General features: G+C 61.6%; 13 protein-coding genes. 10 read left to right on the top strand and 3 right to left on the bottom strand.

The features are described 5' to 3' along the window. The first annotated feature begins 25 nt into the window (after positions 1-25). The 4 genes from HMPREF9720_RS02340 to HMPREF9720_RS02325 all read left to right on the top strand — a co-directional run bounded on the left by HMPREF9720_RS02340 (position 26) and on the right by HMPREF9720_RS02325 (position 3960). Positions 26-1309 carry an alpha-amylase family glycosyl hydrolase gene (locus HMPREF9720_RS02340; protein WP_009596567.1) on the top strand — a complete coding sequence of 428 codons (1284 nt, stop codon included), beginning with the start codon at positions 26-28 and terminating at the stop codon, positions 1307-1309. Between the two features lie 124 nt (positions 1310-1433). Beyond that, positions 1434-2348 (top strand): TPM domain-containing protein, encoded by a 915-nt coding sequence (locus tag HMPREF9720_RS02335; RefSeq protein ID WP_039939648.1) that lies wholly within the window; start codon positions 1434-1436, stop codon positions 2346-2348. Between the two features lie 119 nt (positions 2349-2467). After that, the gene (locus HMPREF9720_RS02330) at positions 2468-3043 is read left to right on the top strand and encodes a LemA family protein (RefSeq protein WP_009596617.1); all 576 of its coding nucleotides are present in this window, start codon (positions 2468-2470) and stop codon (positions 3041-3043) included. Between the two features lie 5 nt (positions 3044-3048). Further along, positions 3049-3960: a DMT family transporter gene (locus HMPREF9720_RS02325; protein ID WP_009596571.1), complete on the top strand. Its 912-nt coding sequence runs from the start codon at positions 3049-3051 to the stop codon at positions 3958-3960. A gap of 39 nt (positions 3961-3999) precedes the next feature. Here HMPREF9720_RS02325 and HMPREF9720_RS02320 read toward each other — a convergent pair whose 3' ends face one another. The 3 genes from HMPREF9720_RS02320 to HMPREF9720_RS02310 form a co-directional block, all read right to left on the bottom strand. Then, entirely contained in the window at positions 4000-4869 is an 870-nt protein-coding gene (locus HMPREF9720_RS02320; protein ID WP_009596586.1) for a DUF4396 domain-containing protein, read from the bottom strand. Between the two features lie 117 nt (positions 4870-4986). Further along, positions 4987-7359: an outer membrane beta-barrel protein gene (locus HMPREF9720_RS02315; protein WP_009596602.1), complete on the bottom strand. Its 2373-nt coding sequence runs from the start codon at positions 7357-7359 to the stop codon at positions 4987-4989. A gap of 178 nt (positions 7360-7537) precedes the next feature. After that, the gene (locus HMPREF9720_RS02310) at positions 7538-8368 is read right to left on the bottom strand and encodes a MerR family transcriptional regulator (protein ID WP_175282384.1); all 831 of its coding nucleotides are present in this window, start codon (positions 8366-8368) and stop codon (positions 7538-7540) included. Between the two features lie 313 nt (positions 8369-8681). On the opposite strand from HMPREF9720_RS02310, the gene HMPREF9720_RS02305 reads away from it, so the two are divergent. The 6 genes from HMPREF9720_RS02305 (at position 8682) to HMPREF9720_RS02280 (ending at position 18855) form a co-directional block, all read left to right on the top strand. Then, positions 8682-9410: a lysophospholipid acyltransferase family protein gene (locus HMPREF9720_RS02305; protein ID WP_195290684.1), complete on the top strand. Its 729-nt coding sequence runs from the start codon at positions 8682-8684 to the stop codon at positions 9408-9410. A 3-nt stretch (positions 9411-9413) separates the two neighbouring features. Continuing rightward, positions 9414-11288 carry a DNA topoisomerase IV subunit B gene (locus tag HMPREF9720_RS02300; protein WP_009596528.1) on the top strand — a complete coding sequence of 625 codons (1875 nt, stop codon included), beginning with the start codon at positions 9414-9416 and terminating at the stop codon, positions 11286-11288. Between the two features lie 6 nt (positions 11289-11294). Continuing rightward, positions 11295-14441, top strand: a complete 3147-nt coding sequence (locus HMPREF9720_RS02295) for a DNA gyrase/topoisomerase IV subunit A (RefSeq protein WP_009596559.1) — start codon at positions 11295-11297, stop codon at positions 14439-14441. Between the two features lie 9 nt (positions 14442-14450). Continuing rightward, positions 14451-14975 (top strand): shikimate kinase, encoded by a 525-nt coding sequence (locus HMPREF9720_RS02290; RefSeq protein WP_009596530.1) that lies wholly within the window; start codon positions 14451-14453, stop codon positions 14973-14975. A gap of 60 nt (positions 14976-15035) precedes the next feature. Then, positions 15036-15809, top strand: a complete 774-nt coding sequence (gene murI, locus HMPREF9720_RS02285) for a glutamate racemase (protein ID WP_009596574.1) — start codon at positions 15036-15038, stop codon at positions 15807-15809. A 91-nt stretch (positions 15810-15900) separates the two neighbouring features. Continuing rightward, positions 15901-18855: a DNA translocase FtsK 4TM domain-containing protein gene (locus HMPREF9720_RS02280; RefSeq protein ID WP_009596549.1), complete on the top strand. Its 2955-nt coding sequence runs from the start codon at positions 15901-15903 to the stop codon at positions 18853-18855. Positions 18856-18890 lie beyond the last annotated feature (35 nt).

Below are 18890 nucleotides of genomic sequence, written 5' to 3'. Positions count from 1 at the left end.
CCCCGAAAACCGATTTATTCAAGCTATGGAAATGTTACATCCCGAATGGAGTTATCAGGCCGTGCTCTATGAAATGAACGTGCGCCAGCTGACGGCCGAAGGCACGCTGCGCGCCGCGGCCGCGAAACTGGGCTTCCTGCGCGACATGGGCATCGACGCCGTGTGGCTGATGCCCGTCTATCCGATCGGCGTCGAGGGGCGCAAAGGCTCGCTCGGCTCCTATTATTCGGTCCGCGACTATTGTGCGGTCGATCCCTGTCTGGGGACGATGGAAGATTTCGACGCCTTCGTCGCCGAGGCGCACCGGCTGGGTATGAAGGTGCTGCTGGACTGGATCGCCAACCATACGGCGCGCGACGCCCGCTGGGTGACCGAAAAGCCCGCTTCGTGGTACGAGCGCGACGCTTCGGGAGCGCCCGCCGTGCCTTGGGACTGGACCGACACGGCCAAACTCAACTATGCCGAACGCGAAGTGTGGCGCGCGCAGGGCGACGCCATGGAGTTCTGGGTCCGCGAACACGGCGTGGACGGCTTCCGCTGCGACATGGCGATGCTGGTTCCGATCGAATTCTGGAACGAGACGGCGCAACGCCTGCGGCGGGTGAAGCCCGATCTGTTCATGCTGGCCGAAGCCGAGGAGACCTACCTTTTCGACGGGGGAGCCTTCGACGCCTGCTATGCGTGGGAGATGCACCACCTGATGAACGACGTGGCGCAGCAAAGGGTCCGCGTCACGTCGCTGCGCGACTACATCTATGCCGACCGCCGGCGCTATCCCCGTTCGGCCATGCGGCTGGCCTTCACCTCCAACCACGACGAGAATTCGTGGAACGGCTCGGAGTTCGCCCGCATGGGCGCCGCCCGCGAGATCATGGCCGTCTTCACCTTCGTCGTGCCGCGCGGCCTGCCGCTGATCTACACCGGTCAGGAGATCGGCTACGACCATTCGTTCGCCTTCTTCGACCGCGACCCGCTTCCCGCCTACGGATCCAATCCCTTTTCGGAGTTCTACCGCCGTCTGACGGCGCTGCGGCACGCCAATCCGGCGCTCGCATCGGGCGAACGGGGCGGCGAGATGATCGAGATACGCAACAACGCCGAGGACTGCCTGATGATTGCGGTCCGCGAGGCGGAGGGCAACTGCGTCGTCGCGGTCATGAACCTCTCGCCCTATGCGATCCATGCCGATTACTATACGGGCATCTACGCCGGCATGTATACCGACGCCATGACGGGCCGTCCCGGCGAACTCCGCGGCCACGTCGAGGAGGATATGGCGCCGTGGAGCTACCGCATCCTGACCCGCTGACGCTTCTGCGCCGCCGAAAAAAGACCGCCGCACGACAGGGCGGCCTTTTTTTTGCATTTTGTCCGGTAACTTCCTGCCGGAATCCGTTCCGGTTCCGGAATATTTGCTATTTTTGCCGATGAATATGAGATGCTTTATCATTCTTTGCCTGCTGCTCTTTGCGAGCCTTGCGGCGCAGGCCCGGAGCTACCGCGCCGAGGATATCCCCAATGTCCAGCGCGCCGACCGTACGCGCTACGTGTCGAATCCCGACGGTATCCTTTCGCCCGGCGCCGTAGCGCGTATCGACTCGGTCTGCGGGGCGCTCCGCGACCGGGCGATTGCTCAGGTGGCCGTGGTGGCCGTGGACGACATTGCGGGCGGCGACGTCTTCGATTTCGCCGTCGATCTCTTTACGCAGTGGGGCGTGGGGCGCGCCGAGAACGACAACGGGCTGGGCATCCTGCTGGTCAGGGACCGGCGTGAAATCCGCTTCGTCACGGGCGGAGGGCTCGAAGGCGTGCTTCCCGACGCCGTCTGCAAGCGGATTCAGCTGAAATACATGCTGCCCGCCTTCCGCGAGGGCGACTACAGCCGCGGCATGGTCGCGGGCGTCGAAGCCGCGGCGCAGCTGCTCGAAGGCAGCGAACTGGATCTGGGCGGTACGGATACCGCGGACGGGGAGCTTCCGTCGTGGGCCGTCTTCCTGATCGTCGTCGGATTCGTCGTCCTGCCGCTGGGCGTCGTCATGCTCGGCTATTATGCCCGCAAACGCTGCCCGAAGTGCCACAAACCGACGCTTCGGCAGCAGTCGAACCGTATTTTGCAGGTGACTCCCAGCTACCGGCTGGTCGAGTACACCTACGTCTGCTCCAACTGCGGGGCCGTGGTGAAGCGGCGGGCCAAAAATCTGCGCGACGACAATTTCGGCGGTGGCGGCGGGACGATCATCGGCGGCTTCGGCGGTTTCGGCGGTTTCGGCGGCGGATCGCGCGGCGGCTTCGGCGGCGGTTTCGGCGGCGGGTCGTTCGGGGGCGGAGGCGCCGGATCGCGGTGGTAACGGGGTGTTTAAAGGCAATTGCATGATGCCGCACAGGGCGGACTTCTAAGCGCGGCTGTCGGCCGCGGATATGGCGGTCCGGAACGAAATGAGTTGATAATTTATTAAAACAGTTTGTTATGAAAAAATGGATTTGGATTGGAGTCGCCGCCCTTGTGGTGATCTTCTTCTATGCAACGTACAACGGATTCGTCAACAAGGAAGAGGGCGTTAAGACCGCATGGGCCAACGTCGAGACGCAGTATCAGCGCCGCGCTGACCTGATTCCCAATTTGGTGAATACGGTCAAGGGCTATGCGGCCCACGAGACGCAGACCTTTACCGAGGTGACCGAAGCCCGCGCCAAGGCCACCTCGATCAACCTGTCGGCCGACGACCTGACGCCCGAAAAGCTGGCCGAGTTCCAGCAGGCGCAGGCGCAGGTGCGCTCGGCGCTGGGCCGCCTGATCGCCGTGTCGGAGAGCTATCCCGACCTGAAGGCCAATCAGAACTTCCTCGAACTGCAGGCGCAGCTCGAAGGCACCGAAAACCGTATTTCGGTGGCCCGCAAGCAGTTCAACGAAGTGGCCCGGACCTATAACGTCTCCGTGCGCCGCTTCCCGGCCAACCTCGTCGCCAAAATGTTCGGTTTCGAGCAGAAGCCCTACTTCGAGTCGGCCGAAGGCTCCGAAGCCGCGCCGCAGGTACAGTTCTAAAGGAAATGGCGAACGCTAAGTCGCGCGGCTGCGTGCTGGGTGCCGTGGCCGCCGCCAGTTACGGATTGAATCCGCTCTTCACGTTGCCCCTCTACGAGGCGGGCATGGGAGTGGATTCGGTGCTTTTCTACCGTTATCTGCTGGCTGCGGCGATGCTGGGCGCGCTGATGCTCGTCCGGCGGCAGTCGTTCGCCGTGCGCCGCCGCGACCTTGTGCCGCTGGCGGTCATGGGACTGCTCTTTTCTTTCTCGTCGCTCTTCCTGTTCGAGAGCTACAACCACATGGACGCGGGCATCGCTTCGACCATCCTGTTCCTCTATCCCGTGCTGGTCGCGGTCATCATGGCCGTCGGTTTCCACGAGAAGGTGAGCCGGATCACCATGCTCTCGATCCTGCTGGCCTTCACCGGCATCGCCATGCTCTACAAAGGCGGCGGTGAGCCGCTCTCCTTTCTCGGCGTCGCGCTGGTTTTTCTCTCGTCGCTCTGCTATGCGGTCTACATCGTGGGCGTCAACCGCTCGTCGCTGCGCGGCCTGCCGACCGAGAAACTCACCTTTTACGCCCTGCTGTTCGGCCTGAGCGTCTATGTCGTGCGCCTGCGCTTCTGCGCCGACCTGCAGGCGATCCCCACGCCCGGACTCTGGATCAACGCCGTCTCGCTGGCGCTCTTTCCGACGATCGTGTCGCTGGTGACGATGGCCGCCGCCATCCGCGCCATCGGCTCTACGCCCACGGCGATTCTCGGTGCGCTGGAACCCCTTACGGCCCTCTTTTTCGGCGTCGTGGTCTTCGGCGAACGACTCACGCCGCGCATCGTGCTGGGCGTGGTGTTGATTTTGGTCGCCGTGACGCTCATCATCGCCGGTCGGTCGCTGCACATTCCTTTCCCGCACCTGCGGTTCCGCCGGGCGCGGTAGGGTGGTATCGTGTTGGATATAAGGGGATGCGGCGGGAAGCTACATCCCTTTTTTTATGCCCGCTTTAATCAGCAGGACGTTTACCGGCAGTGCTGCCAGGAACCCGCATGCCATGGCGATTTGCATCATAAACCAGAATACGAACGAAGTGCGGGGAAGCGGCATGCCCCCGTTGAGTCCGAAAATTGCGACCGCCATCCAGCCGTACATGCCCGCCTGCCATGCCGTGAGCGACAGTATGTCGGCTTTAGCCGCCCGCCGCAGGGCCGTGCCGCGTCCGAGTGTCCGTTCCATGCCCCGGATCGCCGCATACTGGAACCCGATGCCGAAAACCAGCGCCAGTATGTAGTCCGCGATCCACGCCCCGGCCAGCAGGCTCCCGCCGACGGCGATCGGAACGAAATACATAAACCATTCCCCGACCAGATCGGCCAGCGTACATCCCGCTCCGCAATGAAGCGTGGACAACACCGCCGACTCCCATTTCGGCCGCCCCGGCATCTCCGCTTCCGCCATGTTCCTCATGCCGGGCATAGCCATACCCGGCATACCTGCCGTTTCACCCATATTTTCCATGCCTGCCGTACTGCTCATTTTCCGCATGCCGTCAGCCCCGGCTTCTGCCGCTCTTGCTCCCGTTTCCGCTTCGGCTCGTGTTTCTGCTCCTGTTTCCGGCTTCGTCCCCGTTTTCCGGCCGCCGTTATGCTCTTCGAGGTCGCAGTGCCGCGGCCGGCCGAAGGTGAAATAGGCCCATAGCCCGATGACGCTGGCCCACAGGCCGGTGAGAATCCACACGCTGTTCATAATACGCATCGGCTGTCTGCACGAGTGCAGGTCGGCCGCGATAATCAGCGCCGAGACGATGCCGCCCACGACGAATATCTCGGCCAGATAACTGAAATGCTGCATAGCAGGAAGTTTTTCCCGCCATGCAGCAATTTATGTACCGTATCCGCTTGTATTCAGCGGTTTTTGATCCGCTCCCGGCAGCAGCCGTTTTACTCCGTCGGGGCCGGCCCCGACGATCTACAATCGGCTCTTCTCGTCGGCTGAACCCGCCTCGACGGCCCTGCGCTTGAAGGCCTTGCCCGACTTGAAGTTGTAGCTCAGCGAAATGCGGAATTCTCGGCAGTTCCATTGCTGGGAGACATCCACCCTGCGGACGAATCCTTCGCCGCGTGCGCCGACGTGCTGCGGGCGGTCGATCAGGTTGCGCACCGAGCATGCGGCGGTGAACTTGTCGCCGAACCGTTTTTTGATCCCCGCATTGAGGAAGTGCATCGGTTCCACCCAGCAGTTGCCGAAGTCCATGCGGCTCTGAAAGCGGTATGACAGGTCGATGTAGAACTTCGCGGGCAGCGTGAAGGTGGTCGAAGCGTTCGCGAAATATAAATTGTAGTGCTTTTCGGGCGTGTGCTGGTCGATGCGCTGGCCCTGACGGATGTAGGTGGCGTTGAGGTTCATGGTCCACCATTTGGCGAACTGGCACGGCGCATTGGCCGAGACGTAATAACTCTTCGTCGTGTCGTAATTGACCCACGCTATGCACAGTCGCTTCGGGTCGTCGGCGTCGGGACGCATCGTCTGCTGTATTTCGCCGGTCTGGACGACGATGCCGCCCGTCAGCGTGTATTTGTGTTTCAGCACCAGCGTCAGGCTCGCGTCGTGCTTGTAGGCCGGGTCGAGCTTCGGATTTCCTGTCTGATAGGTGTAGTCCGAAATCTGGAACCGCTGCGGGTTGAGGGTCCAGAACCGCGGCCGCTCGATCGTACGGGCGTACTGTGCGATCAGCGAATAGGCGCCGTCCTTGGTGAGTGCATAGGAGACGTTGGCGTTGGGGAACAGACTGAAATAATTCTGCGCGATGCCGTGCCCTTTGCCTTCGGTGCGGGTGTACTCGCCGCGCACTCCCGCCACCAAGCTCCAGCGTCCGAGATTGGCCGACGCGATGCCGTACGCCGCGGCGATGTTCTCCGTGTAGTTGATCGTGAAACTCTGGTTGTCGTTGCGCGCCCATGCGTCGTCTTTCAGGTATTCGTACAGCGCGTCGTTGTGCATGTCGTTGTAGGTGTACTTGGCTCCGGCCCGCAGCGACCAGCGGGGCGAGAACTTCTTGTCGAAGGCCAGCGTGGCGGTGGTCACGTTGTAGACCGAGACCGAATTGTCGCGGTAGGCCGAGTCTGCGGCGGGCGCGGGGGCCGGAGCGGCTATGCGGCTGAAGTTGTCGTTCTCGGCGTCCGTGGTGCGGCGGTTGTAGTCGGCCAGCACCTTGAGCGTCGAACCCAGCGAGTCGATCTTCCGGATGTAGTTGAACGTCAGCGAGTAGTTGTTGCGCGCTGTGAAATTGTCATAGCGGCTGTCGGTGCGGGTCACCCCCTCTTCGGCCGTGAAGTCCGTGTAGGAGTCGTTGGGACCTTTTTCGCGGTTGCGCCAGTATTCGAACTCCGCGCCGACGCTCTGGCGGGAATTGATCTCGTACACCGAACCGAAGCTCGCGCCGAAATTCCGGTCGCGTTCGAATTTTTCGGAGTGGGCTTCGAGACTGTTGCTCCCCGACGTGTAGCGGGTGTTTTCGTCCGATTCGAATTCGTCGGTTTCGAGGTTGAACCACGCCAGCCCGTAGAGGTCGAGCCGTCCCGAATGGTAGTTGACGCGCGCACGGGGATTGACCGACCGCACCCAGCGGCCCAGCCGCGAATCGACCGACAGCGACCCCTCCATGCCGTTTTCGCGGCGTTTGCGGAGCGTTATCCGGATGATGCCGCCCGACGAATCCGCATCGTAGTCCGCGCCGGTCGTGGGCACGACCTCGATTTTCTGGATGTCGTCGGCGCGCAGCGAACGCAGGTAGGTCAGCAGCTGCGCCGGTTCCATGCGCAGCTCGCGGTCGTTGACGTACACCTTCGAACCGCTCTTGCCGTTGATCGAGATCTTCTCGTCGTCCACCCATACGCCCGGAGCGCGCTCCAGCAGTTCGATGCCATCCTTGCCGATCGCCGCCGGGGCGTTGGCCACATCGACGACAAAGCGGTCGGCCTCGCGGCGGATCAGCTGCGCCTTGACCACCACGCCCTCGATCTGCGTCGAGGAGCTTTTCAGCACGATGTCGCCCAAATCGTTGTCCGCATCGACGCGCACCTGCCGCAGGACGGGATCGAAACCCAGATACTGGATCGAGAGGGTGTATTCGCCCGTCGGGACCTTCAGCTCGAAACGTCCGGCGTCGTCGGTCGCCATGCCGGCCACCTGCTCGCCGCCCCTGAGCAGTACCACCGTCGCATACTCCACGGCCTGTCCCTGCGCGTCCACGACGCGGCCTCCGGTCGGATACATGCGGGCCGCTATTGCGTTCGCCGCAGCCATTGCGAGCAGCAGGATAAGGAGGATAAGTTTTTTCATAATATTCTGCGTTTAATTGTAATCTGCGTAGCATTTTAGTTGACGTGGCAAAGATATGTAAAAATGTTTATACTTTGCAATGCATAGTACTGTATTTTTGCAGAAAATTTTGATACATATATAAATAAGACCTCCGTACCGGCAGGGTACGGAGGTCCGAAAGGGTAGGACGGCGGGGTTACCTGCCTGCCGGAATCTGAATTTCGGTCAGCCACTCTTCCTCGCTGTCCTTGTTCCAGATGCCGTCGATATAGCTGAACCGGGGGCTTCCCGCGAGCTTGTATCCCTCTTTTTCGACGTATGCGTAAAGCTCGGCGAAGGTCTGCGGCAGGGTGTCGTAGTTTCCGCGGTGATACATGCACACGGCCGTCGGCACGGCCTCCAGCTCCTTGAATTCAATCAGCTCCGACTCCTCTTTCCGTTCGGTCACCGCTTCGCAGTATTCGATGTCGATGTCCCGTTCCCTGAATTCGCAGGTGTGGTCGATCGTGAAGCAGTAGCCCGGTTCGGAACATTCGCAACCCAGCCGCGCCATCTCCGGTCCGATGACATTGGGGCAGAGGTCGAACAGTTCGTCGTAGCCCCTGACGACCCGGCGGTGGCTGGCGACGACGACCGCCGGCAGCTCTTTGATAAATGCTTTTTCCATTTTCTTCGGTTTTGCGAGTTCTTTTCCCAGCCTTTCCAGCTCCGTCATGCGCCGCTCCAGCCGGAGCAGCGTCTCCCGGCACTCCGCGGTTTTGGCCGCGATAAGCTCCGGCGACGGGCGCGTCCGCCCCTCGTCGAACAGCTCTCCGATCTCTTCGAGCGTGAATCCCAGCTCCTTGAGGTAGCGGATAGTGTTCATCCTTCCCAGCTGGCATACGTCGTAATAACGGTATCCGGTCCACTTGTCCACTTGGCTCGGTACGAGCAGTCCGATCTCTTCGTAGTGCCGCAATGTCTTGACGGTAACCCGGTTGAGCTTGGAAAATTCTCCGATTTTGAATTTGATTTTCGTTGTCTTCATAAACTCTGCGCAGTGTTCATGCGGCAAAGATACACCCTGACCTTGGGGACGGGTCAACTGTTTCGCATTATTTTTTTTCGGCGGCCTGCGAAAAAAAAGGTCCGGCCCGACGGTCATCGTGAATATTTTGTTGAAAAATCGTTGCTCCCCGATTTAGGATTCCTGCGAATAATTCCTAAATTTGCAGATTGAATTATTATGGCTCATTGTCCCCTGACGTTATTCCGAACGCTCCGCTATGCCGTTTTCCGCCCGATACGGCGTCCGGACGGGTGCGGCGGGGTGCGGCGGCCGGGCCTTAAAGACTGATTTTATGATAAGCGCAGTTTACTATATCTTTCTGGTCTTCCTCTGCACCTTTTTCATGGTGCTGTCGGCCGTCGCTCTGGTCGTGTGCTATCCTTTCGACAAGGGCCGCCGCGTGGTGCACGAACTGTCGCGCATTCTGGTCCGCATCTTCTTCGCCGTGCCTCCCCGGTGGCGGCAGCGGGTGATCGGCCGGGAGTACGTGGACCGGAAGAAGAGTTACGTCATCGTGCTGAACCACAATACGGTGATCGACATCCCGACGCTTTACTACATTCCGCTCAATTTCCGCTGGGTCTCCAAGCGCGAGGTCTTCAAGACCCCCTTCTTCGGGCAGTACCTCGTCCTGCACGGCGACATCTGCATCAACCGCGGTCGCGCTTCCGAAGCGCTGGAGCAGATGGTCCGCGACGGCAAACTATGGATTTCGCGCGGCGCTTCGGTGGCCGTATTCCCTGAGGGTACGCGCTCCAAGGACGGCGAGATTCACCGTTTCAAGGCGGGGGCCTTCACGCTGGCCAAGGAGGCGGGCGTGGAGATTCTTCCCGTGGTGCTCGACGGTACGAAGACGCTCATCAAAAAGAACGCGCTGTTCAACTGGGGCAACCGGATCACGATCCGGGTGCTGCCCCCCGTCTCCGCCGGGCGGGTCGCCGCGGCCGAGACGCACGAACTGATGCAGGAGGTGCACGACGCCATGTGCGCGGCCCTCGCCGAGATCCGAAACAAAAAATAGACTATGGCAGATTTACTCAATACGAATCCGAACGACAATTACGGCGACGACGCCATCGTCACCCTCTCGCCGCGGGAGCACATCCGCCTGCGGCCCGGTATGTATATCGGCAAGCTGGGCGACGGCGCGCAGGCCGACGACGGCATTTACGTCCTCATCAAGGAGGTCGTGGACAACTCGGTGGACGAGTTCATCATGGGCGTCGGCCGTCAGATCGACATTTCGATCGCCGACAACGTGGTTTCGGTGCGCGACTACGGCCGCGGCATTCCCCTCAAGTCGCTCGCGGCGGCCGTCAGCGAGATGAACACCGGCGGCAAGTACGGCGGCTCGGCCTTCAAGAAGACCGTCGGCCTGAACGGCGTCGGCGTCAAGGCCGTCAACATGCTTTCGAGCGAATTCACGGCCCGTTCGGTCCGCGACGGCGAAGCTCGCACGGTGACCTTCGCGCAGGGACTCGAACAGAGCGATACGTGGGAGAGCGGCGTGAGGGAGAAGAACGGCACTTTCATTTCGTTCCGCGTCGACGAGGAGGTTTTCGGGCAGTACGCCTACAACCTCGAATACGTCGAGCAGATGATCCGCAACTACACCTACCTGAATCTGGGTCTGACGTTCAATTTCAACGGCAGCAGCTACGTCTCGAAAAACGGCCTGCTGGACCTGCTGAACGAAAACATGACCGAGGAGCCGCTCTATCCGCCGATCCACCTTTCGGGCGACGACATCGAAGTGGCGATCGCCCACGGCACGGGTTACGGCGAGAGCTACTTCTCGTTCGTCAACGGCCAGTACACCTCGCAGGGCGGCACGCATCAGGCGGCGTTCCGCGAGGCCATCGCCAAGACCGTCAAGGAGTTCTACCACAAGGATTACGACCCTTCGGACATCCGCACGTCGATCATCGCCGCCATTTCGGTCAAGGTCACCGACCCGGTCTTCGAGTCGCAGACCAAGATCAAGCTCGGTTCGAAGGAGATCGAGCCGGGCGTGTCGATGCGCAACTTCGTCGTGGACTTTCTGGGCAAGCACCTCGACGACTACCTGCACAAGCACTCCGAGACGGCGCAGATTCTCCAGAAGAAGATCGTCGAGAACGAAAAGGAGCGCAAGGCGATTTCGGGCATCCAGAAGAAGGCCCGCGAGACGGCCAAGAAGGTGTCGCTCAACAACAAGAAACTGCGCGACTGCAAGATACACCGCACCGACAAGCATGAGCTGGCCGAACAGTCGATGATCTTCATCACCGAGGGTAATTCGGCTTCGGGTTCGATCACCAAGAGCCGCGACGTGCGTACGCAGGCGGTCTTCTCGTTGCGCGGCAAGCCGCTCAACTGCTACGGACTCACCAAAAAGGTCGTCTACGAGAACGAGGAGTTCAACCTCCTGCAGGCGGCACTCAACATCGAGGAGGATATGGACAACCTCCGCTACAACAAGGTGATCATCGCCACCGATGCCGATGTCGACGGCATGCACATCCGCCTGCTGATGATGACCTTCTTCCTGCAGTTCTTCCCCGACGTGATCCGTCAGGGCCATCTGTTCGTGCTGCAAACGCCGCTTTTCCGCGTGCGCAACAAGAAGGAGACGCACTACTGCTATTCGGAGGACGAACGCCTGAAAGCCGTCTCCCGCTGCGGCGCCAACGCCGAAATCACGCGATTCAAAGGTCTGGGCGAGATTTCGCCCGACGAGTTCCGCGAATTCATCGGCGAGGGGATGCGGCTGGACAAGGTCCGCATCACCAAGGACGACCCGATCCACGACCTGCTGGAGTTCTACATGGGCAAGAACACCTACGAGCGGCAGGGCTTCATCATCGACAACCTGCGCATCGAGGAGGATATCGTCGAGCAGGACCTTGCAATCAGTTAAAGGAATATGGCAGAAGAAAAAGATATCATCGGGCGGGAAGAGCCGCTCAACGAGGACGCATCGACCCCGGAAACGGCCGACGAGGCAGCCGACGAAACCCCGGCCGCCGGGCCTCAGGGCAAGGCGGGCAAATTCGACCGGCTGACGCAGGACGAGGGGGGCGTGCGCAAACTGACGGGCATGTATAAGAACTGGTTCTTGGATTACGCTTCGTACGTGATCCTCGAACGCGCCGTGCCCCATGTCGAAGACGGTCTGAAACCCGTTCAGCGGCGCATCCTCCACGCCATGAAGGTCGTGGACGACGGCCGCTACAACAAGGTGGCCAACATCGTGGGCCAGACCATGCAGTACCACCCGCACGGCGACGCGTCGATCAAGGATGCGCTGGTCCAGCTGGGCCAGAAGGACCTGCTGATCGACTGTCAGGGCAACTGGGGCAACATCCTCACGGGCGACGAAGCCGCCGCGGGCCGTTATATCGAAGCCCGCCTTTCGAAATTCGCCAACGAAGTGGTCTTCAACAAGAAGACCACCGAGTGGATGCTTACCTACGACGGCCGCAAGGAGGAGCCGGTCACGCTGCCGATCAAGTTCCCGCTGCTGCTGGCGCAGGGCTCGGACGGCATCGCCGTAGGTCTGGCGTCGAAAATCCTGCCCCACAACTTCGTGGAGCTTATCAACGCCTGCATCGCCCATCTTCAGGGCCGCGAATTCCAGCTTTACCCCGACTTTCCGACGGGCGGCATGGCCGACGTGAGCCGTTACAACGACGGTCTTCGCGGCGGTGCTGTGAAGGTCCGCGCCAAGATTTCGAAGATCGACAAACGTACGCTGGCCATCACCGAAATTCCCTATACCACGACCACCGAGTCGATCAAGGATTCGATCATCAAGGCCAACGACAAGGGCAAGATCAAGATCAAGAAGGTCGATGACAATACGGCCGACCGGGTCGAGATCGTCATTCAGGTCTCGCCCGACGAGTCGAGCGACAAGACCATCGACGCGCTTTACGCCTTCACGGACTGCGAAGTCTCGATCGCCCCGAACGCCTGCCTGATCTGGGAGGACAAGCCCCATTTTCTGGGCGTGAGCGAAATCCTGCGCCGCTCGGCCGAGCATACCAAATGGCTGCTGGGCCGCGAGCTGGAGATCCGGCTCGGCGAGCTGAACGAAGCGTGGCACGCCGCGTCGCTCGAACGCATCTTCATCGAGAACAAGCTCTACCAGCTCATCGAGGGCAGCAAGAGCCGCGAGGAGGCCTACGCCGCCGTGGACAAGGGGCTGGAGCCGTTCAAGAAACTGCTCCGCCGCGAGGTGACGCTCTCCGACGTGCAGCGGCTTACGGAGCTGAAGTTCATCCGTATTTCGCGTTACGACAGCGACAAGGCCGACAATGAAATCCGTCAGATCGAGGAGGACATCAAGTCCACGCAGTACGATCTGAACCATCTTACCGAATACGCCGTGGCCTATTACGAGCGTATCCGCGACAAGTACGGCAAGGGCCGGGAGCGCAGGACCGAACTGCGCGAATTCGACAATATCGAAGCCACGAAGGTCGCCGTGACCAACGCCAAGCTCTACGTGGACCGCGCCGAAGGCTTCTTCGGCATCGGCAAGTCGATGAAGGACGCCGAGCTGGTCTGCGACTGCTCGGACATCGACGACGTGATCGTCTTCACCAAGGACGGCCGTTACGTCATCACCAAGGTCAGCGACAAGGCCTTCTTCGAGAAGGGCATCTATTATATCGGCGTCTTCAAGCGCAACGACGAGCGCACGATCTACAACGTGCTGTACCGCGACGGCAAGAACGGCCCGATCATGATGAAGCGCTGCGCCATCAAGGCCATCACGCGCGACAAGGAGTACGACATCACCAAGGGCACGCCCAAGAGCGAGATACTCTATATGTCTGTCAATCCGAACGGTGAGGCCGAGGTGCTCAAGATTTACTTCAAGCCCCGTCCGCGTCTCAAGAAGGTGATCGTGGACCTCGACTTCTCGACCCTCGCCATCAAGGGGCGCCAGAGTCAGGGCAATCTCTTCTCGCGCTACGGCATCCACAAGATCGTCCTCAAGGAGCGCGGTACTTCGACGCTCGGCGGCCAGAACGTCTGGTTCGACGAGGATGTCCGCCGCCTGAACGCCGACGGCCGCGGCACGCTGCTGGGCGAGTTCAAGGGCGACGACAAGATCATCGTCTGGACCTCCAAGAACCAGTACTACATCACGGGTTACGATCTCGGCCAGCACTTTCCCGACGAAACCGTGCGCGTGAGCCGTTACGAAGCCGACCGCATCTACAGCATCTGCTATTACGACCGCTCGCAGCAGTACTACTATATGAAGCGTTTCACGGCCGAGATGAGCGACAAGATGCAGTTCTTCCTCGACGAGGAGGGGCAGGCCGATCTGGTCGCCGTGACGGAACGCACGGGCGCCAAGCTCGAAATCACCTACAAGGGCGCGCATGCGTCGCGCCCTGCGGACGAGATCGACGTGGACGAATTCGTGGGCGTCAAGAGCCACCGCGCCAAGGGCAAGCGCCTGACGACCTACGACGTCGCCGCGCTGCGCTTCATCGAACCCGAACTGCCTCCCGAACCCGAACCCGAACCTTCGGACGACGACGGCGACGACGTGCCCGACGATACGCCCTCCGGCGGCGGTGCTTTCGGCGGAGCGCAAGGCGGTTCCGGCAACGGTGCGGACAACGGTGCGGTGGGCGGTTCGAACGGTGATGCGGCTGATCGCGGCGCGATCGACGCCGCAGCACTTTCCGGTGGAGTTGGTTCTGCCGTCTCTTCCGGTGCGAATTCCGCCACGGCCGGCCCGGCCTTTGCGCCGGCCTCTTCCGCTGCGGAAACTCCTTCCGCGCCGGGCGTCCCGGCCGGATCCGCCCCTGCTCGGAACAAGTCTGCGGCGGACGGCGTTCCTGCCGCAAAGGATAATCCTGCCGCGAAAGACGACTCGGCCGTGAAAGACAACCCCGCCGCGAAGGCTTCCGCTCCGAAGAAAACGCCCGCGTCGCCCGCCGGCCTGCCCCGTACGGGCACGACTTCGGGCGGCGTGGAGTTCGAAATCGAACGCGCCAAAGGCGATGCCGACGAGGTGATCGACCCCGAACAGCTGAATCTGTTTTAACCCCTGACGATGAAACCTCTTTTTCTGATCGGTTACATGGGGTGCGGCAAGAGCACCCTCGGACGCAGGCTCGCACGCCGTCTGGGTGCGGAGTTCGCCGACACCGACGCGCTGATCGAACGGCGCGAGGGGGCTTCCGTGGCCGATGTTTTCCGTTACGAAGGGGAGGAGCGTTTCCGCGAGGTGGAGCGCGAAGTGCTGGAACAGACGCTCGCCGGAACCGCCGCCGTGGTCTCCACGGGCGGAGGTCTTCCCGTCTGGCGCGACAACATGGCCCGCATGAACGCCGCGGGATTTACGGTCTACCTGCGCCGCGAGGCGGAGCAGATCGCCCGGCGGCTAAGCCCTTACGGACGGCAGAAGCGCCCCCGCCTGCGGGGGCTGGGCGACGCCGAACTGGTCGAATTCATGAGCCGCGACATGGCTGCGCGCGAACCGTTTTACGCGCAGGCGCAGCTGATCGTCGATTGCGGCGAGCTGTCCGACGACGAGGTGGTCGAAACGATCCTTCGACACACGATGCAGAACGAATAACCTCCCTCCGCGGCGGTTGCTTTCCCCAAAGCGGACGGAGTGACAAATACACAGAAGCGAATGAACGATGCTCCCATAGGTGTTTACGATTCGGGGCTGGGCGGACTGACCGTCTGGCGCGAGGTGCGGCGCATGCTGCCCTCCGAATCGCTCGTCTATCTGGGCGACGGCAAAAACTGCCCCTACGGATCGCGCCCCCGCGAGGAGGTGCGGCGGCTTGCCGACGAGGCCGTCGCCAGCCTCGTCGCGCAGGGGTGCAAGATGGTTGTCGTGGCCTGCAATACCGCCACGGCCGCCGCAATCGACTTCCTGCGGGAGAAATACGCCCCGATGCCGATCGTGGGCATGGAGCCGGCCGTGAAACCCGCCTGCCTGAATACCCGCAGCGGGGTGGTCGGGGTGCTGGCCACCGAGCGGAGTCTCGACGGCGAACTTTTTCGCCGCACGGCGGCCAAATACGGCAGCGGCGTCGAACTCATCACCGCCCCCGGCCGCGGTTTCGTCGAACTGGTCGAGAGCGACCGCGAATCGACGCCCGAAGCCGAGCAGGCCGTCCGCGATGCCGTCGCGGTGATGCTGGAACACGGCGCCGACCAGATCGTGCTGGGATGCACGCACTATCCCTTCCTGCTTCCCGTGCTGGAACGCGTCGTCGCGGGCCGCGGCGTCGAAATCGTCGATCCGTCGCCCGCCGTCGCCCGCCGCGTCGTCCAGCTGCTCGACCAGTACGGCCTGCACGCCGCCCCGGACCACGTCCCCTCCTATACGTTCCGCACCTTCGCCGGCGAAAGCTACCGCCTGCGTCTGGAACATAAGGCCGCGGAGTCGCTCTGAGCGGAAGCGGGATTCAATAAAGTTCCCCCTGATACCCCGAATGTCGAAAAAAATGCGTAACTTCGCTTGATAAAATCAAGCGCAACACGAGATGGCATCTAAAAATACGACAAATACAACTGCTTCTAAAAACGGACGTCAGCGCATCGAACGCTCCAACAGCGACAGCGCCCGCTGGATCGCGGGCCTTTTGCTGCTGTTCGTCGGCGTGTTTGCCGCGTCGTCCGTGCTGTTTTCGTTCTTCAGCTGGGCTGCCGACCAGAGCGGCCTGCAACTCTCGCCTGAGGAGCGGCTGACGCTGGGCGTCGAGCCGGAGAACCTCTGCGGCTGGGCGGGCGCGAAGCTGGGACGCCTGCTGGTCGATAATTCGTTCGGCGTCTTCGGCATCCTGATTCCGACGATGATCATTCTCGTCGGCGTGCGGATCATCCGCCAGCGTCCGCTGCTGTTCAACCATTCGATTCTCTCGCTCTTCCTGATCATGATCCTCGGCTCGCTGACGCTGGGCTTCGCTTTCGGCGACAAGTGGAGCCTTTGCAGCTCGACGGGGTGGGGCGGCGCTTTCGGCATCGAGACCGGCGCCCTGCTGCACACGCATATCGGCGTCTTCGGCACGCTTATCCTGCTCGTGGGTTGCTGGATACTGACGGGCGTCTTCATCAACCGCAATTTCATCAACAAGGTCAATCGCGCGGGCAACGTCATGGTGGACAAGAGCGGCCGGATCGTCGAGATTGTCAAGCATAAGGTCGTTCCGGGACACCTCCATGCCGAGGAGGCCGACGGGGCCGTTTCTGCTGCCGCGACGCCGGCCGCGCCGGATGCCGCCGGGGCAGCCGGAACGGAGCGTGCGGCCGAACCCGAAACGCCGCGCGCCGTGCGCGTGCCGGAGCCTGAAACGCCGCGCGCCGCACGTACGCCGGACCCCGAAATCGTACGTCCCGCCCGTGAGCCGGAAGCAGCCGCAACGCAGATCGTCCGCGGCGAAGAGGACGATCCCTTCGTCGAAATCTCGTCCGACGGTACCCCCGTCGGCTCGGAACCCGCCCGCGAAGCGGAATCCGCGGTAAAGACCGACGAGGACGGCGAATTTATCGAAGTGGACCTCTCGCGTCCCGAAGGGCGGCTGGTGCTCGGCCCCGGCGGACTCGTCGAGCTGGAGCGTCCCTCGACACCCTCGGCCGCACCCTCCGCCGGAACTCCGGTCCGCAATATGCCCGTTTCCGACGGCCCGTTCACCGAACTTACCGTAGGCGGAGATGCCGGCGCATCTTCCCCGGCTGCCCTCGCCGGAGCCGCTCCCGAATCCCTTTCCGGTTCCGAATCCCTTTCCGGCCCCGCATCTCTCGCCGCGGTTGCTTCCGCATCCGGAGATGCGCCTGCGCATGGAGCTGGCTCCGTGCCCGAATATGAATCCGCACCCGCCGACGCATCTGTTTCCGCGGGTTCGGCCGGTGCCGAAGGCGTCGTCGTTACGGTCGAAGCCAACGAGGCCCGCATGGTCGACGAACGGGCGATCACGACCGAGAGCTACGATCCGCTGAAGGACCTCGTGAACTACAGCAAGCCGCCCGTGACGCTTCTGGAGGACTACCAGTCCGATTCGGAGGTTAGCGACGAGGAGATTTTCGACAACAAGACCCGCATCGAGGAGACGCTCAAGAATTTCGGCATTCCGATCCAGCGTATCAAGGCCACCGTCGGTCCCACGGTCACGCTCTATGAGATCGTGCAGGCGCAGGGCGTCAAGATTTCGAAGATCCAGAGTCTCGAAAACGACATAGCCCAGAGCCTTAAGGCGCTGGGTATCCGCATCATCGCGCCCATTCCCGGCAAGGGAACCATCGGCATCGAGGTCCCCAACCGCGACAAGCAGGTGGTGTCGATGTACTCCGCCGTGCGTTCGCTGCGTTTTCAGGAGTCGAAGGCCGAGCTTCCGGTGGTGATCGGCCGCACGATCCAGAACGAAAACTACGTCTTCGATCTGGCCAAGATGCCGCACCTGCTGGTCGCGGGCGCCACGGGTCAGGGTAAGTCGGTGGGACTCAATGCGATCATCACCTCGCTGCTCTACCGCAAACACCCCGCGCAGCTGAAGTTCGTGATGATCGACCCCAAGATGGTCGAATTCTCGCTCTACGCCAAGATCGAACGGCATTTCCTCGCCAAGATGGAGTCGGAAGACGATGCGATCGTCACCGATCCCCGTAAGGCGGTCTATGCGCTCAACTCGCTCTGTACGGAGATGGACAACCGTCTGGAACTCTGTAAGAAGGCCGGGGCGCGCAATATCGCCGAATACAACGAGAAGTTCACCTCCCGGCGGCTCAATCCGCATAACGGCCACCGTTACCTGCCTTATATCGTCGTCGTCGTCGATGAGTTCGCCGACCTGATCATGACCGCCCGCGAGGTCGAGGTACCCGTGATGCGTCTGGCGCAGAAAGCCCGCGCCATCGGCATCCACCTGATCATCGCCACGCAGCGTCCCGACGTGAAGGTCATTACGGGCGGTATCAAGGCCAACTTCCCGGCCCGTATCGCCTTCCGCGTGATGCAGATGATCGACTCGCGCACGATCATCGACCAGCCGGGCGCCAACCAGTTGATCGGACGCGGCGACATGCTCTTCTCGAAGGACGGCGAGCTGACCCGTATCCAGTGTGCGCTGGTCGAGACCAAGGAGGTGGAGCGCGTCGTCGATTACATCTCCCGCCAGCAGGGCTATACCGAAGCCTACCCGCTGCCCGACTATACGCCCGATGCGGACGGCGGCGGCAGCAGTCTGGGCAGCGAGGAGTCCGCTCCGGTGAAATACGACTCGCTCTTCGCCGAGATCGCCCGCGACGCAGTTTCGGGCGGCAATATTTCGACCTCGATGATCCAGCGCAACTACGAAGTCGGCTTCAACCGCGCCGGTCGCATCATGACGCAGCTCGAACGTGCCGGCATCGTCGGCCGCCAGCAGGGGGCCAAGCCGCGCGACATTCTGTTCCACGACCTGCCGTCGCTCGAAGCCAAACTGCAGGACCTCGGTTTATTCTGATGCTTACGCCCATGAAACGACTTTTGTTCGCAATA

The organism is Alistipes sp. HGB5 (genome assembly GCF_000183485.2).
Lineage (GTDB): Bacteria > Bacteroidota > Bacteroidia > Bacteroidales > Rikenellaceae > Alistipes > Alistipes finegoldii.
This window is presented reverse-complemented; position numbering and strand designations above follow the sequence as displayed.